The organism is Thermus parvatiensis, from assembly GCF_001535545.1.
GTDB classification, from domain to species: Bacteria; Deinococcota; Deinococci; order Deinococcales; family Thermaceae; genus Thermus; species Thermus parvatiensis.
In genome coordinates this window covers 790,088-815,624 of sequence record NZ_CP014141.1, presented here as the reverse complement: position 1 = coordinate 815,624, position 25,537 = coordinate 790,088, and the positions used below count along the sequence as shown (strand labels likewise).

The 25,537-nt window shown below is 68.8% G+C and carries 15 protein-coding genes and 8 pseudogenes; 11 read left to right on the top strand and 12 right to left on the bottom strand.

The genetic code is table 11. From position 1 onward, the window contains the following. Window positions 1-27 precede the first annotated feature (27 nt). From AV541_RS04535 to AV541_RS04500, 8 genes and pseudogenes are all read right to left on the bottom strand, one after another. Window positions 28-1,080, bottom strand: coding sequence for an ABC transporter substrate-binding protein (locus tag AV541_RS04535; RefSeq protein ID WP_060384341.1), 1,053 nt, complete (start codon window positions 1,078-1,080; stop codon window positions 28-30). Next, window positions 1,077-1,856, bottom strand: coding sequence for an ABC transporter permease (locus tag AV541_RS04530; RefSeq protein ID WP_008631333.1), 780 nt, complete (start codon window positions 1,854-1,856; stop codon window positions 1,077-1,079). The genes AV541_RS04535 and AV541_RS04530 overlap by 4 nt, the downstream gene beginning before the upstream one ends. Next, window positions 1,853-2,713, bottom strand: a complete 861-nt coding sequence (locus AV541_RS04525) for an ABC transporter permease (RefSeq protein ID WP_060384340.1) — start codon at window positions 2,711-2,713, stop codon at window positions 1,853-1,855. Before AV541_RS04525 ends, AV541_RS04530 begins: the two co-directional genes overlap by 4 nt. Next, window positions 2,706-3,773, bottom strand: a complete 1,068-nt coding sequence (locus AV541_RS04520; protein ID WP_060384339.1) for an ABC transporter ATP-binding protein — start codon at window positions 3,771-3,773, stop codon at window positions 2,706-2,708. Before AV541_RS04520 ends, AV541_RS04525 begins: the two co-directional genes overlap by 8 nt. A 62-nt stretch (window positions 3,774-3,835) precedes the next feature. Further along, a pseudogene (gene rodA, locus AV541_RS04515) lies at window positions 3,836-4,913 on the bottom strand (rod shape-determining protein RodA). An 11-nt stretch (window positions 4,914-4,924) separates the two neighbouring features. Then, window positions 4,925-5,146 carry a cell division topological specificity factor MinE gene (minE, locus tag AV541_RS04510; RefSeq protein WP_008631340.1) on the bottom strand — a complete coding sequence of 74 codons (222 nt, stop codon included), beginning with the start codon at window positions 5,144-5,146 and terminating at the stop codon, window positions 4,925-4,927. Then, window positions 5,146-5,949 carry a septum site-determining protein MinD gene (gene minD, locus AV541_RS04505; protein ID WP_011173307.1) on the bottom strand — a complete coding sequence of 268 codons (804 nt, stop codon included), beginning with the start codon at window positions 5,947-5,949 and terminating at the stop codon, window positions 5,146-5,148. The genes minE and minD overlap by 1 nt, the downstream gene beginning before the upstream one ends. Further along, entirely contained in the window at window positions 5,946-6,251 is a 306-nt protein-coding gene (locus AV541_RS04500; protein WP_008631344.1) for a winged helix-turn-helix transcriptional regulator, read from the bottom strand. Before AV541_RS04500 ends, minD begins: the two co-directional genes overlap by 4 nt. An 81-nt stretch (window positions 6,252-6,332) precedes the next feature. On the opposite strand from AV541_RS04500, the gene AV541_RS04495 reads away from it, so the two are divergent. The 5 genes and pseudogenes from AV541_RS04495 to AV541_RS04475 all read left to right on the top strand — a co-directional run bounded on the left by AV541_RS04495 (window position 6,333) and on the right by AV541_RS04475 (window position 10,110). Beyond that, on the top strand, window positions 6,333-6,470 hold the full coding sequence (locus AV541_RS04495; RefSeq protein ID WP_008631345.1) for a hypothetical protein: 138 nt from the start codon (window positions 6,333-6,335) through the stop codon (window positions 6,468-6,470). 9 nt (window positions 6,471-6,479) lie between these two features. Next, a complete protein-coding gene (locus AV541_RS04490) occupies window positions 6,480-8,024 on the top strand; it encodes an acyl-CoA mutase large subunit family protein (protein WP_060384338.1) in 1,545 nt (514 codons plus the stop codon). Between the two features lie 3 nt (window positions 8,025-8,027). After that, window positions 8,028-8,416: pseudogene (locus AV541_RS04485) on the top strand (nuclear transport factor 2 family protein). 77 nt (window positions 8,417-8,493) lie between these two features. Further along, window positions 8,494-9,765 carry an IS256 family transposase gene (locus AV541_RS04480; RefSeq protein WP_060384337.1) on the top strand — a complete coding sequence of 424 codons (1,272 nt, stop codon included), beginning with the start codon at window positions 8,494-8,496 and terminating at the stop codon, window positions 9,763-9,765. A 45-nt stretch (window positions 9,766-9,810) separates the two neighbouring features. Then, entirely contained in the window at window positions 9,811-10,110 is a 300-nt protein-coding gene (locus AV541_RS04475) for a hypothetical protein (RefSeq protein WP_008631348.1), read from the top strand. 257 nt (window positions 10,111-10,367) lie between these two features. Here AV541_RS04475 and acs read toward each other — a convergent pair. Then, window positions 10,368-12,313 (bottom strand): annotated as a pseudogene (acs, locus tag AV541_RS04470) (acetate--CoA ligase). A 132-nt stretch (window positions 12,314-12,445) separates the two neighbouring features. Between acs and AV541_RS04465 the strand changes: the two are divergent. After that, window positions 12,446-14,982: pseudogene (locus AV541_RS04465) on the top strand (AMP-binding protein). Continuing rightward, window positions 14,960-16,841 (top strand): annotated as a pseudogene (locus AV541_RS04460) (acetate--CoA ligase). Before AV541_RS04465 ends, AV541_RS04460 begins: the two co-directional pseudogenes overlap by 23 nt. Before the next feature lie 63 nt (window positions 16,842-16,904). Here AV541_RS04460 and secA read toward each other — a convergent pair. Continuing rightward, a pseudogene (gene secA / locus AV541_RS04455) lies at window positions 16,905-19,897 on the bottom strand (preprotein translocase subunit SecA). 141 nt (window positions 19,898-20,038) lie between these two features. Next, a pseudogene (tsaD, locus tag AV541_RS04450) lies at window positions 20,039-21,009 on the bottom strand (tRNA (adenosine(37)-N6)-threonylcarbamoyltransferase complex transferase subunit TsaD). 35 nt (window positions 21,010-21,044) lie between these two features. Between tsaD and AV541_RS13350 the strand changes: the two are divergent. The 3 genes and pseudogenes from AV541_RS13350 (at window position 21,045) to AV541_RS04435 (ending at window position 23,008) form a co-directional block, all read left to right on the top strand. Next, window positions 21,045-22,358 (top strand): annotated as a pseudogene (locus AV541_RS13350) (vWA domain-containing protein). A gap of 7 nt (window positions 22,359-22,365) precedes the next feature. Next, entirely contained in the window at window positions 22,366-22,791 is a 426-nt protein-coding gene (locus tag AV541_RS04440) for a DUF1999 family protein (RefSeq protein ID WP_060384336.1), read from the top strand. A gap of 7 nt (window positions 22,792-22,798) precedes the next feature. Then, window positions 22,799-23,008, top strand: a complete 210-nt coding sequence (locus tag AV541_RS04435; RefSeq protein WP_008632685.1) for a heavy-metal-associated domain-containing protein — start codon at window positions 22,799-22,801, stop codon at window positions 23,006-23,008. On the opposite strand, the gene AV541_RS04430 is transcribed toward AV541_RS04435, so the two are convergent. Next, window positions 23,005-23,328 carry a heavy metal-binding domain-containing protein gene (locus tag AV541_RS04430; protein ID WP_014629394.1) on the bottom strand — a complete coding sequence of 108 codons (324 nt, stop codon included), beginning with the start codon at window positions 23,326-23,328 and terminating at the stop codon, window positions 23,005-23,007. The two genes, AV541_RS04435 and AV541_RS04430, sit on opposite strands and share 4 nt — an antisense overlap. Window positions 23,329-23,345: 17 nt before the next feature. Here AV541_RS04430 and AV541_RS04425 point away from each other — a divergent pair, with 17 nt between their 5' ends. Continuing rightward, entirely contained in the window at window positions 23,346-25,532 is a 2,187-nt protein-coding gene (locus AV541_RS04425; RefSeq protein WP_060384335.1) for a DEAD/DEAH box helicase, read from the top strand. Window positions 25,533-25,537 lie beyond the last annotated feature (5 nt).

The following is a 25,537-nucleotide window of genomic DNA, read 5'->3' as shown; positions in this document are numbered from 1 at the left end:
TATACGCCCGGCCCCCCGGCCCCGGGTTTAGTGGGCCTTAACCTCGGTCCAAATCTGGTCGTAGAGGACGATGTCAGGGCCGAGGTCCTTGAGGTACTCAAGCCTAGAGCGCACCTCCTCCGGCGGGAAGACCACGGGGTCGTTCCGCATCTCCTCGGGCAGGAGGGGGATGGCCTTGGCCACGGGGGTGGCGTAGTGGGTGTACTCCGCCAAGGCCGCAGCGTTTTCCGGCTCCAGGAGGAAGTCCATGAAGCGGTAGGCCAGCTCCTGGGCCGGGCCCCGCTTCAGCACCACCATGGCGTCCGTCCAGAGCGTCCCCCCCTCCTTGGCCAGGGTGTAGCGGAGGCGCTGGTCCTCCTCCCGGGCCTGGAGGACGTCCCCCGAGTAGGCGAGGCTTAAGGCGGCGTCCCCCGCCAGGATGCGGTTCAGGGCCTCCACCCCCCCGGCGAAGCCCACGGAGCGCCTCTTGGCGGCGATGAGGAGCTCCTTGGCCTTCGCCAGGGCCTCGGGGTCGGTGGTGTTCACGGAGTAGCCCAGGTACTTCAAGGCGGCCCCGATGGTCTCCCGCATCTCGTCCAGAAGGAGGAAGGGGCCCACCTGTGCCTCGGGGTCAAAGAGCACGGCGTAGGAGTCCACGGGGCCCGTCACCAGGTCCTCCCGGTAAGCGATCCCCGTAGTGCCCCAGAGGTAGGGGATGGAGTACTGCAGACCGGGGTCGTAGGGCGGGTCCAGGAAGAAGGGGTCCAGGTTGCTGAGGTTCTTCAGCTTCCCCTTGTCCAGGGGAGCAATGAGGTCATCCCGGGCCATCTGCAGGACGTAGTAGTCGGGGGCCACCACCAGGGAGAACTCCTGGTCCGCCCCCGCCTTGAGTTTGGCCAACATGGCCTCGGGGGACTCAAAGGTGTCCAGGACCACCTTGGCCCCGGTCTCCGCCTCAAACTTCTGGATCAGCTCCTCGGGGATGAAGTCGGCCCAGTTGAGGAAGTAAAGGGTATCCGCCCCTTGGCCTTTGGGCCGGAAGAGGAACACGCCTAGAAGCACAAGCGCCACCAGAATGAAAAGGATCCCGATCCGCCTCATACCTTCCTCCGGGTAAGAGCATACCCCAAGGCCAGGAAGAAGGCGCTAAGCCCGATGATGAGGGTGGAGAGGGCATGAACCTTGGGGCTAACCCCGAGCTTCACGCTGGAGTAGATGTAAAGGGGCAGGGTGGTGGCCCCAGGCCCCGCGGTGAAGAAGGTGACCACGAAGTCGTCCAGGGAAAGGGTGAGGGCGAGGAGGGCCCCCGCCGCCACCCCGGGCCAGGCCAGGGGGAGGGTCACGTGGAAAAAGGTCTGGAACCCTCTCGCCCCCAGGTCCCGGGCGGCCTCCTCTAGGGCGGGGTCCAGAAGGAGAAGCCGGGAGCGCACCACCAGGGTCACGAAGGCCACCTGGAAGGTGATGTGCCCGAGGATCACCGTGAGGAGGGAAAGCCGGGGGAAGCCCAAAAGCTCACGGGAGAAGGCGAAAAGGAGCAAAAGGGAGATCCCCATGACCACGTCGGGCATCACCACGGGGACGTAGAGGAGGTAGCGCAAAAACCCCTTACCGGGGAAGCGGTAGCGCACAAGGCCCAGGGCGAGGAGGGTCCCGAGGACCGTGGAGACCAGGGTGGAGACCAGGGCCACCGTGAGGGTGTTCAGGAAGTACTCCAGGACCCTTGGGTCTTGGAAGAGGCCCTGGTACCACTTCAGGGTGAAGCCGGTGAAGTGGACTCCCCTCCGGCTCTCGTTGAAGGAGAGGGCCACGATAACGAGGATGGGCAGGTAGAGGAAGAGGTAGACCAAAAGGGCGTGGAAGGAGAGGAGCCGCCTCATACCAGGTCCTCAAGCCCCCTTTCCCCCTGGAGGCGGGCGTAGAGGTAAAGGCTGAGGAGAACAAACCCCATCAGGAACACGCTCAAAGCCGCCCCGAAGGCCCAGTCCCGACTGACGCCGAACTGCTGCTGGATGAGGTTGCCGATGAGGACCACCCGCCCCGCCCCCAGGAGGTCCGCCACCACGAAGGTGCCCATGGCGGGGATGAAGACGAGGACGCTCCCCGCGAAAAGCCCGGGGTAGGTCTGGGGAAGGACGGCGTGGAGAAAGGCCCTAAAGGGCCTCGCCCCAAGGTCGTAGGCCGCCTCCAGAAGCTGCCAGTCAATCCGCTCCACGCTGGCGTAGACGGGGAGGACGAAGAAGGGCAAGAAGGTGTAGACCGTGGCGAGGAGCACCGCGAGGAAAGAGGGGTAGAGGCTTAGGGGCCCGAGGCCAAAGGCCTGCAGGAAGGCGTTCACCAGGCCCTCCTTCTGCAAGAGGACGAGCCAGGCGTAGACCCGGATGAGGAAGTTGGTGAGGAAGGGGAGGAGGAGCAGGAAGAGGAGGAGGTCCCGCCGGGGGTGGCGGGCGATGTAAAAGGCCAAGGGGTAGCCCAGGAGGGCGGAGAGGAGGGTGGCCAGGGACCCCACCCAGAGGCTTTGGGCGAAGGCCTCGAGGTAAGGGGGCTCCAGGAGCCGCAGGTAGTTCTTCAGGGTGAGGGGCCCCTGGAGCTCCCCGTAAGGCCCCCGGCTCATGAAGGAGGCCAGGAGCACGAGGAGCGTGGGCAAGAGGACGAAGAGGAAGAGCCAAAGCGCCCCCGGGCCCACGGTGACCAGGACCCGGAAGAGGCGCTGCAGGGGGGTAGCCGCCTCATTCATGGAGCACCACCAGGTTCTCCGGGGGAAGGTAGCAGAGGACCTCCTCCCCGTACCCGAACTCCTCGGCCCCCGGCTCCTGCAGGTCCTGGTTCAGGGTGTAGGCCAGAAGCCGCACCTCCCCAGAGCGAAGGTAGTACTGGTTCTCCGCCCCCGTGTAGACGATCTCCTCCACCACCGCCCGCACCAGGTTTTCCCGGGCGGGAAGCCCGTTCCCCAGGGGGTAGAGGCGGATCTTCTCCGGGCGGATCGCCAAAAGGGCCTCCCGTGCCAAAGGGGCCCTGAGGCGCAAAGGCCCCAAAGGGGTCTCGGCCCCCAAGGGGTGGGGCCTTGCGGGGAGGAAGTTGGAGCGGCCGAGAAAGGCCGCCACGAAGCGGGTCTTGGGGCGCTCGTAGACCTCGTCGGGAAGCCCCACCTGCTCAATGCGGCCCGAGCGCATCACGGCGATGCGGTCGGACATGACCAAGGCCTCCTCCTGGTCGTGGGTGACGAAGATGAAGGTGGTGCCAAGCCGCCTCTGGAGCTGCATGAGCTCCACCCTGAGGTCCTGGCGGAGCCTCGCGTCCAGGGCGGAGAGGGGCTCGTCCAGGAGGAGGACCTGGGGCTCCAGGACCAAAGCCCGGGCCAGGGCCACCCGCTGCTTCTGCCCCCCGGAAAGCTCCCGGGGGTAGCGCTTCTCCAGGCCCAGGAGGTCCACGAGCTCCAACGCCCAGGCCACCTTCGCCCGGATGGCCTCCTGGGGAAGGCCTTTCATGCGGAGGCCGAAGGCGATGTTCGCCTCCACGGTCATGTGGGGGAAGAGGGCGTAGTTCTGGAAGACGGTGTTCACCGGGCGCTCGTAGGGGGGGACCCCGGCCATGTCCCGCCCGGCGATCTCTATGCGGCCCGCATCGGGGGTGTCAAACCCCGCCAGGAGGCGGAGCAACGTGGTCTTGCCGCAGCCCGAGGGCCCAAGGAGGCTGAAGAACTCGCCCCTATGGACCTCGAGGTCCACCCCATCCAGGGCCACGGTGGTTCCGTAGCGCTTCCGCACCCCCTGGAGACGCACCAGCACCTCGACCACGACGCCCAGTTTAGGTCGCGCCGCCCCGGGGGGCAACCCCAGGCCCGGCACCCCGAGAAAGCTCAGTCCTGGTAACGGTCCCGGTGCACGAGGAGGACGAGGCCCAAGCCCGCCAGGGTGGCGATGAGGCTGGAGCCGCCGTAGGAAAAGAGGGGGAGGGTGAGGCCGGTGACGGGCATCACCCCCAGGGCCACCCCCAGGTTCACCACCACCTGGAAGCCCAGCATCCCCGCGAACCCCGAGAGGAAAAGCCGGTCGGAAAGCCTCGGGCAGGCGAGGGCCAGGGCGAAGAGGCGGGCGAGAAGGAGGCCGTAAAGCCCCAGAAGCCCCACGACGCCCACGAACCCCCACTCCTCGGCCCACACGGAGAAGACGAAGTCCGTGTGCCGGAAGGGGATGAAGCCGAGCTGGGCCTGGGTGCCCTGGCCGTAGCCCTTGCCAAAAAGCCCCCCGAGCCGATGGCGACGGTGGACTGGATGACCTGGAAGCCCTGGCCCAAAGGGTCCCGGTAAGGGTCCAGGACGATGAGGACGCGCTCCCTCTGGTAGGGCTTGAGGTTGGGCCACACCGCCGTGGGCACGAGGAGGACGAGGGCAAGAAGGCCCACGAGGAGGTGGCGCCAGGGAAGCCCGCGGACGAAGACCACCACGAAGGCGCCGAAGAGCACCACCAGCGCCCCGCCCAGGTCCGGCTGGAGGAGGAGGAGGCCCACCACGGGGAGGATGAGGAGGGCGGGGAGGGCGTAGTCCCAGACCCGGGCGATGGGCCTGCCCTCGAGGGCCTTGGCCAGGGCGAGGAGGAGGCCGAGCTTGGCGAGCTCCAAGGGCTGGAACTGCAAGGGCCCCAGCACGAACCAGGCCCTGGCCCCGTTGATCTCCCGGCCCACCACGAGGACCAAGGCCAGGAGAAGGAGGGAGGCCCCGTAAAGGGGATAGGCCAGGCCGAAGAGGCGGCGGCGGGAGAGGAACTGCAAGAGGAAGGCGAGGAGAAGCCCAAGCCCCAGGGCCACGCTCTGGCGGTAGAGGAGGACCGGGTCGGGGCGGCGCTCCCCAGGTTGACGAAGCCCAAAGCGACGATGGCCGCGACCAGGAAGACGAGGCCCCAGTCGTAGGCCAGCCAGTTGGGCCGCGCGGGCGCCACGGCCTACCCCGCTAGCGCAAGGGGATGTCCGCCACCAGGACCATCTTCTCCCCCCGCTCCTCCAGGGCCACGGAAAGCCCCTCCTCCTGGGCGGGGAAGTAGCGGCGGAGGACCTCCAAGAGGTCCCGCTTGAGGCTTTCCACCATCCCCGGGGAAAGCCGCGCCCGGTCGTAGGCCAGCACGAGCTTGAGCCTTTCCTTGGCCTTCTCCTTGCTCCTCCTGCGCCACCACATCACCGACCCCCAAAGAGGCGCTTCAGCACCCCGAGAAGGCCCTGGGCGTCCTCGAGGGCGCGGAAGGGCACCTCCTCGCCCCGGAGGCGCCGCGCCGTGTCCATGTAGGCCTGGGCGGCGGGGCCCGTCCCCTTCAGGACCAAGGGCTCCCCCTGGTTGGTGGAGACGATCACCTGCTCGTCCTCTGGGATGATGCCGATGGGCTTCAGGCCCAGGATCTCCACCACGTCCTCCACGGAGAGCATGTCCCCCCGGGCCACCATCCTGGGGCGGAGGCGGTTGATGACGAGGAAGTTCTCCCGCACCTCCCGGGCCTCCAAAAGGCCGATGATCCGGTCGGCGTCGCGGACACTGGAAACCTCGGGGTTCACCACCACCAAGGCCCCTTCCGCCGGGGCGGCCGCCGTCTGGAAGCCCTTCTCGATGCCGGCCGGGGAGTCGATGAGCACCCGGTCAAACCCCTCCTCCTCCAAAAGGGCCCGCACCACCTCCTTGAAGCGCTCGGGGTCCAGGGCCTCCTTGTCCTTCGTCTGGGAGGCGGGAAGGAGGAAGAGGTTCTCCACCCGCTTGTCCCGGATGAGGGCCTGCCGGAGCCTGGCCCGGCCCTCGAGGACGTCCACCAGGTCAAAGACCACCCGGCCCTCGAGGCCCATGACCACGTCCAGGTTGCGGAGGCCCACGTCCACGTCCACCACGGCCACCTTTTCCCCGAGCTTGGCCAAGGCAGCGCCGAGGTTGGCGGTGGTGGTGGTCTTCCCCACCCCGCCCTTGCCGGAAGTCACCACGATGGCTCGCGCCTTCACCGTACCTCCTCCAGGGTTTCCACCACGCGGTCCAGCTCCATCAAAAACTCCAAGACCCGCTTTCCCCTAGGCGTGAGGCTATATTCTACCCGGGGCGGCACCTCCGCGTAGGCCCGTCGGTCCACGAACCCCATGAGGTGGAGCTCCCTGAGCCTCTCGGCCAGGGTCCGGGGGGAGAGGCGGAGGACGGCCTCGAGGTCGGAGAACCGCGCCGACCCCTTGCCCAGGGCCCAGAGCACCTCCGAGGCCCCCCTCCGGGCCAGGACCTTCAGCACCTTGCGCGCGCCCTTGGAAAGGCCCATGCCCCGATGGTACCAAAACGCTTCCCTCCCTGAAAGCCACGCCCTTGTCCCCCAAGGCCCTCCCGGTATAGCCTTGGGGGGATGCGGGGCGAACCCAAGCCCGACTGGAAGGACTTCCTGGCCCTGGTGCTGGCCGCCTACAGCCTCCTCCTCCCTCCCCTCCTCGCCGTCCTCGGGGCCCTCCTCCTCTTCACCCTCCTCCTCGGCCTCCTGCGGTAAAACTAAGGCATGGAAGGCCTCTTTGAGTCCCTCCCCGAGGGGTACCGGGAGAAGCTCGGCCGGCCCGGGGAGTACCCCTTCACCCGGGGGATCTACCCCCGGATGTACCTGGAAAGGCTCTGGACCATGCGCCAGTACGCGGGCTTCTCCACCGCCGAGGAGTCCAACGCCCGCTACCGCTACCTCCTCTCCCAGGGCCAGACGGGGCTATCCGTGGCCTTTGACCTCCCCACCCAGCTCGGCCTGGACCCCGACCACCCCATGAGCGTGGGGGAGGTGGGGCGGGTGGGGGTGTCCATCGCCACCCTGGAGGACATGCAGAAGCTCTTTGACGGCATCCCCCTGGACCAGGTCTCCACCAGCATGACCATCAACGCCCCCGCCATGATGCTCCTCGCCCTTTACCTCCTGGTGGCGGAGGCGCAAGGGGTCCCCTGGGACAAGGTCTCGGGCACGGTGCAAAACGACATCCTCAAGGAGTACTTCGCCCGCGGCACCTACATCTACCCGCCCGGCCCCTCCATGCGCCTCGTGACCGACATCTTTGAGTTCTGCGCCCAGCACGTGCCCAAGTGGAACACCATCAGCATCTCCGGCTACCACATCCGCGAGGCGGGGGCCACCGCCGCCCAGGAGATCGCCTTCACCTTGGCCGACGGCAAGGCCTACGTGCGGGCGGCCCTGGAGCGGGGCCTGGACGTGGACGCCTTCGCCCCCAGGCTTTCCTTCTTCTTTGCCGCCCACGGGGACATCCTGGAGGAAGCGGCCAAGTTCCGCGCCGCCCGGAGGCTTTGGGCCCGCATCATGCGGGAGGAGTTCGGGGCCAAGGACCCCAGGAGCTGGGCCCTGCGCTTCCACACCCAAACCGGGGGCTCCACCCTCACCGCCCAGGAGCCCCTGAACAACGTGGTGCGCACCGCCTACCAGGCCCTGGCGGCGGTGCTGGGGGGAACGCAGAGCCTCCACACCAACGCCTACGACGAGGCGCTGGGCCTGCCCACGGAGAAAAGCGCCCTCCTGGCCCTCCGCACCCAGCAGATCCTGGCCTACGAGAGCGGGGTCACCCGGGCCATAGACCCCCTAGGGGGGAGCTTCTACGTGGAGCACCTCACGGACACCCTGGAGAAGGAGGCGGAAAGGCTCATCGCCGAGATAGACGCCTTGGGCGGCGCGGTGGCCGCGGTGGAGGCGGGCTACTTCAGCCGGGCCATAGAGGAGTCCGCCTGGCAGTTCCAGAAGGAGGTGGAGGAGGGGAAGCGGGTCATCGTGGGCGTGAACCGCTTCTATGACCCCCATAGCCCCCTGAACGAGCCGGTGCCGGTGCAGCGCATTGACCCCGAGCTCCACGAGAGGCGCAAGCGGGAGCTGGCCGAGTTCAAGGCCAAGCGGGACGGCCAGAGCGTCCGGGTGGGCCTGGAAGCCCTACGCCAGGCGGCTAAGGGGAGCGAAAACCTCTTCCCCCACGTGCTGGAGGCTTTCCGCCGCCGGGCCACCCTGGGGGAGGTGGCCGGGGTGCTCCGGGAGGAGTGGGGGGAGTACCAGCCCGGGAGGTGAAGGATGGAGGGCGAAGCCGAGCTCTGGGATTTTCTGGAAAAGCACCTAAAGAGCATCTACGACGGGGACCCGGAGGGCTACCGGGCCACCACCCACGAGGAGCTCTCCCTCTACGAGTGGTTCGTCACCCCCCACCGCCTGGACGGCCTTCCCTTCCACCTCTACATGACCGAGCGGCGCTGGGCCACGGGGGAAGGCCCTACCGCCTGGACCTCCTGGAAAGGCGCCTCCAGCGCTACGGGGACGTGGCCATCTTCAGCTACACCCTCCTCCTCACGGTGGAGGCGGAGGAAGGGCTTAGGCACCGGGCGGTGAACGAAAGCCGGGTGGCGGTGCGTTTTCCCGAGGGCTGGAAGGTGGTCCACGTCCACAAAAGCCCGGCCGGAGGCTGAGCCCTCCCGCCGGGGGACCGCCTAGCCCCTCCCCGGGGCGGGCGATCGGTCGTGTAAGGATTTATGTGTAAGGGTCCGTGTTTAATAGGGGGGCACACCTTAGCACGAGGAGGTGCCCCGTGGACCAGGATACCTTGCGGATCTTGCTGAGGGAAGCGGTGCGGGAGACAGTAGCCGAGGTTCTGCAGACGGTTCTGGAGCTGGACCGGACGGCCTTCTTGCAGGTACACGGGGGGCGCAGGAACGGCTACTACCCCCGCAAGCTGGAGACCACCTTCGGCCAGGTGGACCTGAAGGTCCCTAGGGATCGGGAATCTCGGTATTACCCGGCTTTCCTTAAGCCCTACGCCCGCCGCCTGGTGGACGTGGGGGAAGTAGCTGTGGCCTTGTACGCCGCCGGGGTCAGTCAGCGCAAGGCGGCCGAGATACTGAGCCTGCTCTTAGGCCACCGCTACTCCCACGAGACCCTGAGCGCCCTGACGGACGAGGTCCTGGAGGCGGCAGGAGCCTTCCGCACCCGGCCTTTGCCCGAGGAGATGGCCTTCGTCTACCTGGACGGGCTTTCCCTAAAGGTCTTCAGGGAAGGAGAAGGGATCGTGCGGGAAAGCGTGTATGTGGCCCTGGGCATCGCCCCTGATGGGGAGAGACGGGTCCTGGGGTTCTGGCTTTTGCCCACGGAGAGCGCCCTGGGATGGGAGGGGGTCCTGGGGGAGCTTTGGCAGCGGGGCCTGCGGCGGGTATTGCTCTTCATCACCGACGGGCTGCCCGGGCTTCCCGCTGCTTCGCCGTCAGGCGAACACCGAAAGGCGATCCGCAGGGTCTACCCTCAGGCGGAGTGGCAGCGGTGCGTGGTGCACGGGGTGCGGTGGAGCCTGTCCCAGGTGCGGGCGCGGGACCGGGGCCTGCTGGCGGAGGACCTGAGGCGGGTGTACGGGGCGGAGAGCCGGGAAGAAGCTCTTGGGGCCTTGGAGGAGGTGAAGGCCGCCTGGGGTTCGCGGTACCCGGGGGTGGTGGGGCTTTGGGTGGAGGAGTCTGGAGCCTTCCTGCGCTTCTACGGGTACCCCAAGGTGCTTTGGCCGTACTTGCGGAGCACCAACCTGATGGAGCGGTTTATCCGGGAGCTACGGCGGGGGACGAAGGTGCGGGACCACAAGTTTCCTAAGGAAGAGGCGGTGTACAAGCTTCTTTACCTGGAGTCAGAGAGGCAGGCTGCTTCGCGAAGCGAACATCTTGCAGGGAGGTGGGCAGAACGGAAACTAAAGGGGTTCTCGGAGGTGAAGGAGGTGCTGGAGAAGATGCTTCAGGAGCGGTATGCCCCCCGTACACAGACTCTTACACATAACTCTTGACCCGACCGGGCGATCCCTTACAATGAGGCCAAGGAGGTGGGATTTATGGCCGAAGCGGAGTTCGGCAAGGAGTTGGACAGCCTGAAACGGGATCTGGCGAGCCTCAAGGAGGACCTGGCCAAGCTGGCGGACAGCCTCAAGGCGGAGCTCATGGAGCGCAAGGAGGGGGTAAAGGGGCGGATCAAGGCCGGGGCGGAGGCGGCGGAGGCCGAGGCCAAGGAGCTCTTGGGCCAGCTCCAGGAGAGCCTGAAGCGCCTCGAGGGCGGGCTCAAGGAGAGGCCCCTCCTCACCGGGGCCCTCCTCTTCGCGGCGGGCCTGCTCCTGGGCCGGCTGCTCAAGCGCTAGTGGCCCTTCTCCGCGCCCTTCTCGGCCTTCTCCTGGGCGGGGAGTTCCGCAAGAACCTCCTCGCCCTCCTGGAGGGGGTCCTCTTCCTCCTCCTGTCCTTCAGCCTGGCCCTCGGAGGGGTGGGGTTCCTCTTCGCCGCCTTTTACCTCCTCCTCGCCGCCTACCTCCCCCCTTGGGCGGCGAGCGCCCTCACGGGGCTCGCCGCCTTGGGTCTCGGGGGGTCCTCTTCGCCCTGGGGCGCCGGCGGTAGGGTCCGATCAGGCCTCCTGCTTCAGCCGCTCCACCACGGAGAGGTCCTCGAGGGTGGAGGTATCCCCCTTGATCTCCTTCTCCCCGGCGGCCACCTGGCGCAGGAGGCGGCGCATGATCTTGCCGGAGCGGGTCTTGGGCAGGGCCTCGGTGAAGCGGATCTCGTCCGGGCGGGCGATGGGGCCGATGACCTTGGCCACATGGGCCCTGAGCTCCTCCTTGAGGGCGTCCGAGGGGGTGTGCCCCTCCTTTAGGGTCACGAAGGCCACGATGGCCTCCCCCTTCACGGGATCGGGCCTGCCCACCACCGCCGCCTCGGCCACGGCGGGGTGGGAGACCAGGGCGGACTCGATCTCCATGGTGCCCAGGCGGTGCCCGGCCACGTTCAGAACGTCGTCCACCCGGCCCAGGATCATGTAGTACCCGTCCTTGTCCCGCTTGGCCCCGTCGCCGCTGAAGTAGACCCCGGGGTGCTGGCTGAAGTACTGCTGCAGGAAGCGCTCCGGGTCGCCCCAGACGGTGCGGAGCATGCTGGGCCAGGGACGGGTGATGCAGAGGTGGCCCCCCTCGTCGGGGTTCTCCACGGGGCGGTGCTCGCTGTCCAAAATCTCGGGCACCACGCCGAAGAAGGGCTTCCCCGCGTGCCCCGGCTTCATGGCGTGGGCCCCGGGGAGGGTGGTGATCATGATGCCGCCCGTCTCCGTCTGCCACCAGGTGTCCACGATGGGGCAGCGGCCCTTGCCGATCACGTGGTAGTACCAGAGCCAGGCCTCGGGGTTGATGGGCTCACCCACGGTGCCGAGGAGCCTCAAGGAGTCCAGGCGGTGCTTGCCCGGCCAGCCCTCGCCCCACTTCATGAAGCTGCGGATGGCGGTGGGGGCGGTGTAGAAGACGGTCACCCCGTACTTGTCCACGATCTGCCAGAAGCGGTCGGGCTCGGGCCAGTTGGGGGCCCCCTCGTACATCACCGTGGTGGCCCCGTTGAGGAGGGGCCCGTAGACCACATAGGAGTGCCCCGTGATCCAGCCCACGTCGGCGGTGCACCAGTAAACGTCCTCGTCCTTGAGGTCAAAGACCAGCTTGGTGGTGTAGTAGACGTAGGTCATGTAGCCGCCCGTGGTGTGCAACACCCCCTTGGGCTTCCCGGTGGAGCCGGAGGTGTAGAGGATGAAGAGGGGCTCCTCCGCCTCCACGGGTTCGGGATCGCACCGGTCGGGGGCGGCCTCCATGAGCTCGTGCCACCAGTGGTCCCGGCCCGGGGTCCAGGGCACCTCCTCCCCGGTGCGGCGCACCACCACCACGTGCTCCACGCTCGTGGCGTCCTTTAGGGCCTCGTCGGCGTTCTGCTTGAGGGGGACGATCCCGCCCCGGCGGAAGCCCCCGTCGGCGGTGATGAGGACCTTGGCCTCGGCGTCCTTGATCCGGTCCGCCAGCGCCCCGGCGGAGAAGCCGCCGAAGACCACGGAGTGGACGGCCCCGATCCGGGTGCAGGCGAGCATGGCGATGGCCGCCTCGGGGATCATGGGGAGGTAGATGGTGACCCTGTCGCCCTTCTTCACCCCCAGGCGCTTAAGGACGTTGGCGAACCTCTGCACCTCGCGCCAGAGGTCGTGGTAGGTGAGGACCCTCTCCTCCCCCGGCTCCCCCTCCCAAACGATGGCCGCCTTGTTGCGCCGCCAGGTCTTCACGTGCCGGTCCAGGGCGTTGTAGGAGAGGTTGGTCTTCCCCCCACGAACCACTTGGGGTGGGGCAGGTCCCCTTCCAGGACCTTCCGCCAGGGTTCAAACCAGTGGAGCTCCGAGGCCACCCGTCCCCAGAACCCCTCGGGGTCGCGGACGCTCTCCTCGTAGAGGCGCTGGTACTCCTCCTCGCTCTTGATGTGGGCCTGCTTGCGGAACTCCTCGCTGGGGTAAAAGACCCGCTCCTCCTTGAGCACCGACTCCAGCCTGTCCATGCCTCCCTCCTTTACCTTGAAGGGTAGGCGCAGGACGAGGCGCGGGTCAAGAAAGCGGGGTTTTCGCGCCATGCCCCAAAGAGGGCGTTTCTTGACCCAGCGTCCGAAGGGGTGGGAGGATAAGCTCAACCCATGGCGCGCAAGCGAGGGCTTTCCACCGTGCAGCAGGCCCTGCGCCTTCTGGCCTACCTGGCCGACCACCCGGAAGGGGTGGGGGCGAAGGAGGTGGCCCGCCTCCTGGGGAAGAGCCTCTCCTCCGCCTACGCCCTCCTCCACAGCCTGATGGAGGAGGGCTTCGTGGTGAAGGAGGAAGGGGGCTTCCGGCTCGCGCGGCAAAAGCCCGTCCCCTTGGAGCCCACGCCCTTGGAGGAGGCCTTGGAGGAACTCTACCTCCGCACCCGGGAGCGGTGCTACCTCGCCCTCCTCACCCCAGAGGGGGTGCGGCTCAAGACCCGGGGGCGGCAGGGCCAGCTCCACCCCCTGGGGGAGGCCCTGCCCCCGGAGTGGCACGCCCTCGCCCTGGGCAAGGTGCTCCTCGCCTTCGGGGACTTCCCCCTGCCCTCCCTCACCCCCAAGACCCCCTACACCCTCACCGACCCCCTGGCCCTCGAGGAGGAGCTGAAGCGCGTCCGGGCCTCGGGGCTTGCGGTGGAGATGGAAGAGTACGCCCTCGGGATCTCCGGGGTGGCCGTCCCCCTCCTGAGCCCGGAGGGGCGCCTCCTTGGGGCCTTAGGGGTCAAGGTGCCCTCGCGCCGCTTCCCCTTCGCCTTTGGCCGCCTGGCCCGGGCCCTGGCCGAGGTGGCCCGGGTCTCCGCCCAGGTCCTGCCCGAGGAAGAGGCCCCCACCCCCCCGCCCGCCCTCCCCGAGCCGGGAAGGGTGGAGCGGATAGACCCCCCCGAGGCCCTCCGCCGCGCCGCCAACCTCCCCGACCCCCGGGCCGCCCACCGGGCAAGCCTCGAGGACCCCGAAGCCTTCTGGGAAGGCTTCGCCCGGGGTTTCGCCTGGGAGAGGCCCTGGAAGGCGGTCTTCCGCCGGGAGGACCGGACCTGGTTCGCGGGCGGCCTCACCAACGTGGCCCTAAACGCCCTGGACCGGCACCTCCCCGAAAAGGCCCAGCAGGTCGCCCTCCTCACCCTGGACGGAGAAGGGCGGCTCGGCAAGTGGACCTACAAGGAGGTCCGGGAGCTTGCAAGCAGGCTCGCCGGGCTCTTCCGGGCCCTCGGGGTGGGGCGGGGGACAGGGTGGCCCTCTACCTGCCCACGGGTCTCGAGGCCGCCCTCGCCGCCCTGGCCTGCGCCCGGATCGGGGCGGTGCACGCGGCCCTGCCCCTGGGCCTGGGCCCGGAGGCCCTGAGGCGGCGCCTCGAGGACCTGAGGCCCCGGCTCCTCGTGGCGGCGGACGCCTACTTCTACCGGGGCCAGCCGGTGCGGGTGCGGGAGGTGGTGGAGGCTGCGGTCCAGGGCCTGGACCTTAAGGTCCTCTGGCACGTCCGGGGAAGCCACGAGTTTCTGGAGCGGCTTTACGAGGCCCGGCCCGCCGAGCCCGAGCCCGTGCCCGCGGCCCACCCCCTCTTCCTCCTTCCCACCTCGGGCTCCACGGGGAAGCCCAAGGGCGTGGTCCACGGCCACGGGGGGTACATGGTGGGGGTCGCCTGGGCCCTCCGACACGTCTTTGACCTGAAGCCGGGAGAGGTGTTCCACACCACCGCCGACCTCTTCTGGATCGTGGGCCACTCCTTCGGCCTCTACGCCCCCTTGCTCCTCGGCGGCACCTCCCTCCTCGTGGAGGACCGGCCCGACCACCCGAGCCCCGGGGCCTTCTACGAGCGCCTGGCCCACCTCGGGGTGGACGTCCTCCTCACCTCCCCCGCGGTGCTCCGGACCCTGAGGCGCCACGGGGAAGCCCGGCCCACAGGCCTCCGTCTGGCAGCGAGCGTGGGCGAGGTGCTGAGCCCCGAGATCTGGCGCTGGACCCGGGAGCACCTGGCCTGGCCCGTGGACAACTGGTGGCAGACGGAGCTCGGGGCCCCCGCCCTGGCCACGCCCCCCGCCCTCCCGGCCAAGCCCGGCCACGTGGGCCTCCCCCTCCCCGGGGTGGAGGCGAAGGTGGTGGACGAGGAGGGCAGGCCCCTTCCCCCTGGGGCAAAGGGGCATCTGGTCCTTTGCGCCACGGGGCCCGCCCACATGGTGGACCTCCAGGGGGGGCGCTCCCCCTGGCGGGGAGGCCTCTACTGGACGGGGGACCTCGCGGAGATGGACGAGGAAGGGTACTTCCGCATCCTGGGCCGCACCGAGGAGGTCATCAAGGTGGGCGAGGCCCGGATCGGCCCCGCGGAGGTGGAGGCCGTCCTCCTCACCCACCCCCAGGTGGCGGAGGCGGCCGCGGTGGGGGTGCCGGGGGAGGCGGGGGAAGAGATCGCCGTCTTCGTGGTACCGCAGGCCCGGGAGTTCCCCGAGGAGCTCAAGCCCCTCCTGGCGGAAAAGCTCCAGGCCCACGTCCTGCGGCACCTGGGCCCCGTCCCGCCGCCTAAGGTCTTCTTCCGGGAACGCCTTCCCCGGACCCGCTCGGGGAAGGTCCTGAGGCGGCTCCTCAAGGCGGAGCTTCTCGGCCTAGACCCGGGGGACACCTCGGGACTGGAGGAGGACTATGGCGCTGGAAAAGCTCTTTAAGGTTCAGGAAAGGCTTTGGGCACCAGAGGACTTGAGGAAGAAGGCCAACCTCCAGGACTACGCGGCGGAGTACCGGAAAAGCCTCGAGGACCCCGAGGGCTTCTGGGGCGCTTGGGCAGGGCGCTTCTACTGGGAAAAGCCCTTCACCAAGGTTCTTGAGTGGAACCTCCCGGAGCACCGCTGGTTCTTGGGGGCACCACCAACGCCGTCTACAACGCCCTGGAGCGGAATGTGGAAAGGGGCTTGAGGAACAAGGTGGCCCTCCTCTACCTTGCCGAGGACGGCCGGGAGGAGAAGCTCACCTACGGGGAGCTTCTGGACCGGGTGCGCCGCCTGGCCACGGGGCTTAGGCGCCTCGGGGTGGGAAAGGGGGACCGGGTGGTGATCTACATGCCCCTCACCCTGGAGGGCGTCATGGCCATGCTGGCCACGGCCTACCTCGGCGCCATCCACAGCGTGGTCTACGCCGGGCTTGGGGTCTCGGCCCTGAGGGAGCGCATCCTGGACGCCCAGGCCAAGCTCCTCATCGCCGGGGACGTAAGCTTCCGGCGGGGAAAAGGGGTGGACCTCAGGAGCATCGCCGAGGAGGCCATCCGGGACCTTCCCCTAAAAGTGGTCTGGTTCCAGCGGGCCTACAAGGCGGAGCTTCCCGAGGGGCATTACGACTTCCACGAGCTCCTTTGGGGTAACCCCCCGAGGCCCGGGCGGAGATGGTGGACGCCGAGCATCCCCTCTTCATCCTCTACACCTCGGGCTCCACGGGAAAGCCCAAGGGCGTGGTCCACGTCCACGGGGGGTACATGGTGGGCACCACCTACCACCTGCGCACCTTCTTTGACGTGAAGGACGACGACGTCTTCTGGGCCACGAGCGACATCGGTTGGATCGTGGGCCACTCCTACATCGTCTACGCCCCTCTTCTTGAGGGGATCACCTCCGTCCTCCGGGAAGGGGCCCCCGACCACCCCGACCCCGGGGCCCTCTGGCAGGCGGTGGAGCGGTACCGGGTGAACGTGATGTTCACCGCCCCCACGGCGGTGCGCATGTTCATGAGGTACGGCCCCGAGTGGCCCAGGAAGTACGACCTCAGCTCCTTGCGCCTTTTGGCCGTGGCCGGGGAGCCCTTGAACCCCGAGGCCATGAGGTGGGCCTACGAGCACCTGGTGGACGGGGGCAGGCGGGGCTTCGTGGCGGACAACTGGTGGCAGACGGAGCTCGGCGGTCCCACCCTGGGCACCCTCCTGGTCCTCCCCGCCAAGCCCGGCTTCGCCGGGGTGGCCCTCCCCGGGGTGGAGGCGGCGGTGGTGGACGAGGAGGGGAGGCCCGTGCCCCCGGGGCAGGGCGGCCTCCTCGTCCTCAAGCGGCCCTTCCCCCACATGATGCGCACCGTCTGGGGGAACCACGAGCGCTACCTCCGGTACTGGCGGGAGATCCCAGGCGGCGTCTACGCCAGCGGGGACGTGGCGAGCAAGGACGAGGAGGGGTACTTCAGCGTCTTGGGCCGGGCGGACGACGTGCTGAACGTCGCGGGGCACCGCATCGGTACCGCCGACGTGGAAAGCGCCCTGGTCTCCCACCCCGCCGTGGCCGAGGCCGCGGTCATCGGCGTCCCCGACCCCTTGAAGGGGGAGGCCATCAAGGCCTTCGTGGTCCTTAGGCTTGGGCAAACCCCCTCCGAGGAGCTGAAGGAGGCCCTCGTCCAGCACGTGCGCCGGGAGCTCGGCCCCATCGCCACGCCGAGCGAGGTGGTCTTCCTGGATAAGCTCCCCAAGACCCGCTCGGGGAAGATCCTGAGGCGGCTCCTCAAGGCCCAGGCCCTGGGCAAGGACCCCGGGGACCTCTCCACCCTCGAGGAGTAGGCTTCGCCCTGTTGGGCTGCCTTTCCGGGGCCCCAGGCTGGCCTGGGCCAGCCTGGGGTGGCCTCACTTCTTCCGCTTCTTCTCCTGGCGCATAAGCCGCCTCCGCTCCGCCCGGGAGAGGCCCGGCTGGGGCGGAGGGGTGGCGCGCTTCCTTTCCACCCCGAAGACCTCGGAAGGCTCCGGCTTGGCCTCGGGCACGGGCACGTAAGGCGCCTCCCGCACGGGCCGCACGGGCTCCGCCTCCACCTTGAGGCGGAAGAGGAACTTGGCCACCTCGCTCTTGATGAAGGCCACCATCTCGTTGAAGAGGCGGGTGGCCTCAATCTTGTACTCCTGGAAGGGGTCCTTCTGGCCGTAGCCCCGCAGGAAGATCCCCTGCCTGAGGACGTCCAGGTTGTGCAGGTGCTCCTTCCAGGCGTTGTCCACCACGTTGAGGATGACGAAGCGCTCCACGGCCCGCATCAGGGGCGGGGAAAGCTCGGCCTCGCGGGCCTGGTAGGCCTTGAGAGCGGCCTCCACGAGCCTCTCCACCGCCTCCTCGGCCTTCAAGGCCCTAAGCTCCGCAAAGGGGAAGTCCTGAAGCTGGGGCGCGGTGTCCAGGAGGGTGGCCTTGAGGCCCTCGAGGTCCCAGTCCTCGGGGTGGACCTCGGGGTTCAGGAAGTTCTCCGCCAAAGAAGCCACCGTCTCCTCCACCATGCCGATGGCGGCCTCCTTCACCTCCTCGTCCTTGCCGAGGAGGATCAGGCGGCGCTGGGCGTAGATGACCTCCCGCTGGCGGCTTAAGACGTCGTCAAACTGGAGAAGCTGCTTGCGGATGGCGAAGTTCCGGTCCTCCACCCGCTTCTGGGCCCGCTCGATGGACCGGGTCACCATGGGGTGCTCAATGGGCTCGGAGTCGTCAAAGCCCATCCGGTCCAGCATGGCGATGACCCGGTCGGAGGCGAAAAGGCGCATGAGATCGTCGTCAAAGCTCACGTAGAAGCGGCTTCCCCCGGGGTCCCCCTGGCGCCCGGCGCGGCCGCGGAGCTGGTTGTCTATGCGGCGGGACTCGTGCCGCTCGGTGCCGATGATGAAAAGCCCTCCCAGGGCCCGGACCCGCTCCTCGTCCTGCTTGCACTCCTCCCGGATCTCGCGGATCCTTTCCAGAAGCTCCTCCCGGATCCCGAGCTCCTGGGCGAGGGCCCTGGCCTCCTCCTCCTTCCCCGCCACCATCTTCTTGATGAAGAGCTCCACCTTCCACTCGTACCGGTCAAAGCCCTCCTTCTCCAAAAGGGCCGCCGCCAGGTACTCGGGGTTCCCCCGAGCTTGATGTCCGTGCCCCGCCCCGCCATGTTGGTGGCGATGGTGACCGTCTTGCTCCGCCCCGCCTGGGCCACGATCTCCGCTTCCCTGGCGTGGTGCTTGGCGTTTAGGACCTGGTGGGGGATCCCCTGGCGGAGGACGGCGAGGGTGTGCACCGCCCGCTTCAGGCCCTCCCAGGCCGTCCTCAGGTTCCCCTTCGGCGGGATGAGCCCCTCAAAGGGGGCGAGGTCCTCGTCCTTGAGCTGGGCGGGCCTTTCCAAAAGCTTCCTGAGCCTCTCCCACTCCGGGCCCTGCTGCTTCTGGCTCGCCTTCTTGAAGAGCTCCAGGCGCATCTCCAGCCGGGGGAGGTAAAGCCTGGGCTCCTTGAGCATCTGGGAAAGCCTTTCGGATTTCTCAATGCTGATGGTGCCCACCAAAACGGGCTGGCCCCGCTCGTACTTCTCGGCGATCTCCTCCACCACGGCGTAGAACTTCCCCTTCTCCGTGCGGTAGACCACGTCGGGGAAGTCCTTGCGGATCATGGGGCGGTTGGTGGGCACCACCACCACGTCCATCCCGTAGATCTCCTGGAACTCCTTCTCCTCGGTCTTGGCGGTGCCGGTCATGCCCGCCCGCTTCTCGTAAAGGCGGAAGAAGTTCTGGTAGGTGATGGTGGCCAGGGTCTGGTTTTCCCGCTCGATCTTGACCCCCTCCTTGGCCTCAATGGCCTGGTGGAGGCCCTCCCCGTAGCGGCGGCCCGGCATAAGGCGGCCCGTGAACTCGTCCACGATGATGACCTGGCCGTCTTGGACGATGTAGTCCCGGTCCCGGTGGTAGAGCTCCTTCGCCCGGATGGCCTGGATGAGCATGTGGGCGAGCTCCATGTTCTCCGGGCTGAAGAGGCCCTCAATGCCGAGGAGCTTCTCCGCCTTGGCGATGCCCTGGAGGGTGAGGTGGACGGAGCGGTTCTTCTCCTCAATGGTGTAGTCCCCCGTGGGCTCCTTCCGCACCCCGGGCTCGGCGGGAAGGCCCCTCTCCAGCTTCTTGGCGATCTCCGCCATCTTGTAGTAGAGGTCGGTGGCCTTCTCGGCGGGGCCGGAGATGATGAGGGGGGTGCGGGCCTCGTCAATGAGGATGGAGTCCACCTCGTCGATGATGGCGTAGTGCAAGGGGGTATCGTGGCGGAGGACCAGCTGGTCGGGGCTTATGGCCATGTTGTCCCGCAGGTAGTCAAAGCCGAGCTCGGCGTTGGTCACGTAGGTGACGTCGCAAAGGTAGGCCTTGCGGCGCTCCGCCGGGGTGGAGGCGTGCTGGATCACCCCCACGGAGAGGCCCAGGCCCCGGTAGACGGGCCCCATCCACTCGGCGTCGCGCCGGGCCAGGTAGTCGTTCACCGTGACCACGTGGACGCCCTTGCCCGTGAGGGCGTTCAGGGCCACGGCCAGGGTGGCCACCAGGGTCTTGCCCTCCCCCGTCTTCATCTCGGCGATCTTGCCCTCGTGGAGGACGGCCCCGCCGATGAGCTGGACGTCAAAGTGGCGCATGCCCAGGTAGCGCTTGGCGGACTCCCGGGTGAGGGCGAAGGCCATGGGGAGAAGCTCGTCCAGGGAGGCCCCCTTCTCGTACTTCTCCTTGAGCTCCCGGTAGGCGGCGGCGAGGTCGGGGAGCTTCTCCACTTCGGCCTCGAGGCGGTTCACCGGCTCCACCACCTGCTTGTAGTAGCGGGCGATCTCCCGCTCGTTGTTGTCAAAGAGCCTGCGCAAAAGACCTAGCATCCTAAAAGGGATTGTACCCCTTCGGGATGAGAAACCCCTTTATACCACCCCATGCTGGCTTGCGCCAGCATGGGGGCCCCGGTAAAGGGACCTCGTGCCCCAATCTCGGACCCTTCAGGGGGAAAACGGGGAGAAAGAGCCTCAGGCCTCCTCCAAGGGCCAGTAGGCCGTGGCCCCCAAGGAGAGGGGGCTTGGGGGAAAGCCTCCCTTGTAGCAGCGCCAGGCGGCGAGGGCGATCATGGCCCCGTTGTCCTGGGAAAGGCCCCGGGGAGGAAAATGCACCTCCAGGCCCGCCTCCTTGAAGCGCTCCTGGAGCGCCCGGTTCGCCGCCACCCCCCCGGCCACGAGGAGGACCCGGTGGCCCGTGTCCTTCGCCGCCTTCAGGACCACCTCGGCGAGGTGAGCGATGGCCGCCTCCTGAAAGCCCTTGGCGAGGGCGGCCTTGGGAAGGCCCTTCTCCACCAGGTGGAGGGCCTTGGTCTTGAGCCCGGAGAAGCTGAAGTCGTACCCCTCCTGTCCCCTTAAGGGCACGGGGAAGGGAATGGCTTCCTCCGCCTCCTCGGCCAGGCGCTCCACCTCGGGCCCCCCGGGAAAGCCGAGGCCGAGAAGCCTCGCCACCTTGTCAAAGGCCTCCCCGGCGGCGTCGTCCCGGGTGGCCCCGAGGAGGCGGTAGCGGCCGAGGTCTAAGACCTCGTAGAGGTGGGTGTGCCCCCCGAGGCCACCAGGGCGAGGAAGGGAGGGGTTAGCCCTTCGGGCCAGGCGGCGGCGATGTGGCCCTCCAGATGGTGGACGGCGTAAAAGGGCCGGTCCAGGGCGAAGGCCATCCCCTTGGCGAAGGTGTACCCCACGAGGAGGGCCCCGATGAGCCCGGGGCCCCGGGTGGCGGCCACGAGGTCTAAGTCCTTAGGCCTAAGGCCCGCCTCGGCCAGGGCCCTCTCCACGAGGAGGGGGAGGGCCTTTAAGTGCTCGCGGCTTGCGAGCTCCGGCACCACGCCGCCAAAGGCCTCGTGCAGGCGCACCTGGCTTGCCACCAGGTTCACCACCACCTTTCCGTCCCGCACGAGGCCCACCCCGGTGTCGTCGCAGGAGGTGTCAATCCCCAAGACCCACACCGCCCTCACTCTAGCAGGGGTAGCCTTAGGGCAGGGTGCTCTGGCTCCTCCTCCCGGTCCTCCTTTGGGTCTACCTCCTCTACCGGGCCCGAAGGCCCAAGGCCCGCCCCTGGGCCGGGGTGTGGCTTTGGAAGAGGGGGCGGGCGAGGCGCTTCCGGCCCCGGCTTGACCTAAGGCTTCTTTTCCTCCTCCTGGGGGCGGCCCTCATGGTCCTCGCCCTCGAGGACCCCCCCTCGCCCCAAGCCCTTTGGTCCTGGTGGTGGACGCCTCGGCCAGCATGGCCGCAAGGGAAGGAAAGGGAACCCGGCTGGACCTCGCCAAGGAGAGGGTCCTCCCCCTTTTGGAAAGGGCTCCGGAAGCGGTCTTGGTTCGGGCCGGGGAGAGGCCCGAGGCCTTCGGCCCCGCCCCCGGAATCGCCCTAAAGGAGAAGCTCCTCGCCCTGGAGGCCAAGGACCGGAAAGGGGACCTGGAGGCGGCCATCGCCTTGGGGAGGAGGCTCCTTAAGGCCCCGGTGGTGGTGGCCACGGACGGCCCCCCGCCCCCCGGGGTGGAGGGGTACGTGGGCGTGGGAAGCCCCCGGGAGAACCTGGGGATCGTGGCGGTGGCGGCGGGGTTCCTGGCCCTGGGGAACGGCGCAGGCCGCCCCCTTCCGGCCCAGGTGGAGGTGGGGGGGAAGACCTTCCGGGTAGAGGTCCCCCCCGGGGCTACGCCCGCCTTCAGGGCCTCCCCAAAGCCTTCTCTGCCCGGCTCCTAGGGGAAGACGCCCTTCCCCTGGACGACGAGGCCGCCTTCGGCCTAAGGCGCCTCGGGGTGGACTACCCGAGGCTTCCCGCTCTGGAGAGGCTTTTCCGCCTCCTGGACGCCCTCCCTGGAAGCGAGGTCCGGGTGCGCCTCGCCACCCCCCAAGGCACCCCCGAAGGCCCCACCCTCTACCTCGCCCCGAAGGGGGGAGCCCCCTCCCCGTCCTCCTCACCGCCCCCCACCCCCTCCTGGAGGGGGTGGCCCTCCTTGGGGAGAGGCTCCCCCCGCCCCCGCCCCCCAAAGGCCCCTGGCGGCCCCTGGCCGAGGGGGAAGGAGGGGTGGGGCTCCTCTACGCCGCCGAGGGGGGCCTCTACCTTCCGCCTCTCGTGGCCATCCAGGACCGCCCCTTCTTCCCCCTCCTCGTCTACAACTTCCTCAAGCCCTACCGGGAGGCGCGCACCGGCCTCCTCGCCCCCGAGGAGACCCTCCTCCCCACCCCCGAGGCGGGCTTCCTCCCCCGGGAACGGGGGGGCGGGGGACGGCTTTTCGCCCTCCTCGCCGCCCTGGTCCTCCTCCTCGAGGCCTTGCGCTTCGGCAGGAGGGCATAATGGGGCCATGCGCTTCCGCCCCTTCACCGAGGAAGACCTGGACCGGCTTAACCAGCTAGCGGGAAAAAGGCCCGTAAGCCTCGGCGCCCTCCGCTTCTTCGCCCGCACGGGCCACTCCTTTCTCGCCGAGGAGGGGGAGGAGCCCATGGGCTTCGCCCTGGCCCAGGCGGTGTGGCAAGGGGAGGCCACCACGGTCCTCGTCACCCGGATTGAGGGGAGGAGCGTGGAGGCCCTAAGGGGCCTCCTCCGGGCGGTGGTGAAGAGCGCCTACGACGCCGGGGTCTACGAGGTGGCCCTCCACCTGGACCCGGAGCGCAAGGAGCTGGAGGAGGCCCTGAAGGCGGAGGGCTTCGCCCTCGGCCCCCTGGTCCTCGCGGTCCGGGTCCTGGGAAGCCGAGGAGCGCGGGGCGAGACCCGGGGCGTCCTAGAATAGGAGGGGTATGAACCGAGTGCTCATCGGTATCCGGGGGGAGCCCACCCCCGAGGGGATGGAGCGGATCCTAAAGGCCCTGAAGCGCCTGGAGGGGGTGGCCGAGGTCCAGGCCACGGGGCCCGCCCAGGTCCTCGTGGCCTACGACCCCCAAAGCCTCACCGTCATGGACCTGATCCGCACCATCCGGGAAGAGGGCTTCCTGGCGGGGATGCTCTAGGGGGCGAGCTTCACGGCGGTGCCGCTCGCCGTCACCATGAGCATGGAGTTCCCCGAACCCAGGACCTCGTAGTCCAGGTCCACGCCCACCACCGCGTCCGCCCCCAGGCGGCGGGCGGCCTCGGCCATCTCGGCGAGGGCGGTCTCCCGCGCCCGGCGGAGCTCCGCCTCGTACGCCCCGCTGCGCCCTCCCACGATGTCCCGGATCTGGGCCAGGAGGTCCCTCAGGACGTTGGCCCCCACGATGGCCTCCCCAAAGACGATGCCCAGGTACCGCTCTATCCGCCTTCCCTGCACCTCGGGGGTCGTGGTGAGGATCATGCCCCCATAATAAGGGGGTGCTGCCCGAGCCGCTTCGGGGCTATTCCAGCTACCGGGAGTGGCTGGAGGCGGAGGAGGAGTTCAAGGGAAGGGTGGTCTTCGCCCGCCTCCTCCCCAAGGCCCCCCCAAGGCCCGCCCCCTACGAGGGGGCCTTCGCCGGGGTCCTCCGGGCCCTCGGCCTCACGCCCTACCTCCACCAGCAAAGGGCCCTAAAGCGGGTGGAAGCGGGGGCCAACGTGGTCCTCGCCTACCCCACCGCCGCCGGGAAAAGCCTGGTCTACCAGGCCCCGGTGCTCCAGGCCGCCCTCGAGGGGGCCACGAGCCTCCTCCTCTTCCCCACCAAGGCCTTGGCCCACGACCAGCTCCGCCGCCTCCGGGCCATGGCCCAGGTCCTGGGGGTGGAGGGCGTCTTCCCCTACGACGGGGACACCCCTTCCGCCACGCGGCGGCAGGCCCGGGAGCAGGGCCTCGTCCTCCTCTCCAACCCCGACATGCTCCACTACGGCCTCCTGCCCCGCCACCCGGACTGGGCCCCCTTCCTCGCCCGGCTCCGCTACGTGGTACTGGACGAGCTCCACGCCTACCGGGGGGTGTTCGGCACCCACGTGGCCCTGATCCTGAGGCGCCTCCTCCGCCTGGCCCGGCACTACGGGGCCTCCCCCCAGGTCCTCGCCGCAAGCGCCACCATCGCCAACGCCCGGGAGCACGCGGAAGCCCTCACGGGCCTCCCCTTTGAGGAGCTCAAAGCCCAGGTGGCCCGGACGGAGCGGGAGCTCCTCGTCCTTCTCCCCAAGCCCTTGGACCGGAGGGGGGAGCGCAGGCGGAGCCCCCTCCTCGAGGCGGCCTACCTGGCCCGGCGCCTGGCGGAAGCGGGGCTCAAGGGGCTCGTCTTCGCCGGGGCCCGCAGGTCGGCGGAGCTCATCGCCCGCTACGCCGCCCACCCCCTGGTGCGGCCTTACCGGGCGGGGTACACGGCCCGGGAGCGCCGCCGCCTGGAGGCGGACCTCAAGGAGGGGCGGGTGCGGGTCCTGGTCTCCACCAGCGCCCTGGAGCTCGGGGTGGACATCGGGGAGCTGGACGCCGTGGTCCTGGTGGGCTACCCGGGCTCCACCGCCGCTTTCTGGCAGCGGGCAGGCCGGGCGGGCCGGGGGGAGCGGCGGGCCCTCTTGGTCTATATCCCCCGGGAGGACCCTATGGACGAGTACTTCCTCCACCGCCCCGCCCTCCTCCTGGAAAGCCCCCCCGAGGAGGCGGTGGCGGACCCGCAAAACCCCGTCCTCTGCCCCCTGCACCTCCACGCAGCGGCCCGGGAGAAGCCCCTGTTGGCGGAGGAGCTCCTCTGCCCCGAGGCCCGGGCCACCTTAAAGGAGCGGAACGGGCGGTTCTTCACCCCAAAGCGAAACCCCCACCGGGAGATCACCCTGAGGGGCCTCGGGGCCACCTTCACCCTGCGGGGCCTGGACGGGGAGGTGCTGGGCTACCTGGACGAGCGGCAGGCCTACTGGGAGGCCCACCCCGGGGCCATCTACCTGCACCAGGGGGAGAGCTACCTGGTGCGGAACGTGGACCTGGCCCGGCGCGAGGTCTGGCTCCTTCCCGCCTTAGAGGACTACTACACCGAGCCCCGGGCGGAGACGGACCTCGAGGTCCTCTCCGGGGAGGAGGTGGGCCCCGGGGTGTGGGTGGGCCGGGTGGTCCTGAGGGAAAGGGTGGTGGGGTACGTGAAGAAGCGCTTCTACACGGGGAGCGTCCTGGAGGAGGTGCCCCTGGAGATGCCGGAGGTCTCCTTTCCCACGGAGGCGCTCTGGTTCCACCCCCCCGAGGCCGTCCCCGCCTTCCAGATCCCCGGCGGAATCCACGCCCTGGAGCACGCCATGATCGGCCTCTTGCCCCTCTTCGTCCTGGCGGAGCGGCAGGACGTGGGCGGGATCTCCTACCCCTTCTACCCCAGGCCCCTTCCCTCCCCGGGCGGGCCCACGGTCTTCATCTACGACGGCTACCCCGGGGGGGTGGGGTACGTCCGCCGGGCGGCCCGGCGCTTCCCCGAGTGGCTCAAGGCCACCCTGGACCTCCTCCGCTCCTGCCCATGCGAGGAAGGGTGTCCCCGGTGCGTCCTCTCCCCCAAGTGCGGCAACGGCAACCAGTACCTGGACAAAAAGGCGGCCCTGGCCCTCGCCCTGGCCTTGGCCCACCCCTTAGACTGAGAAGC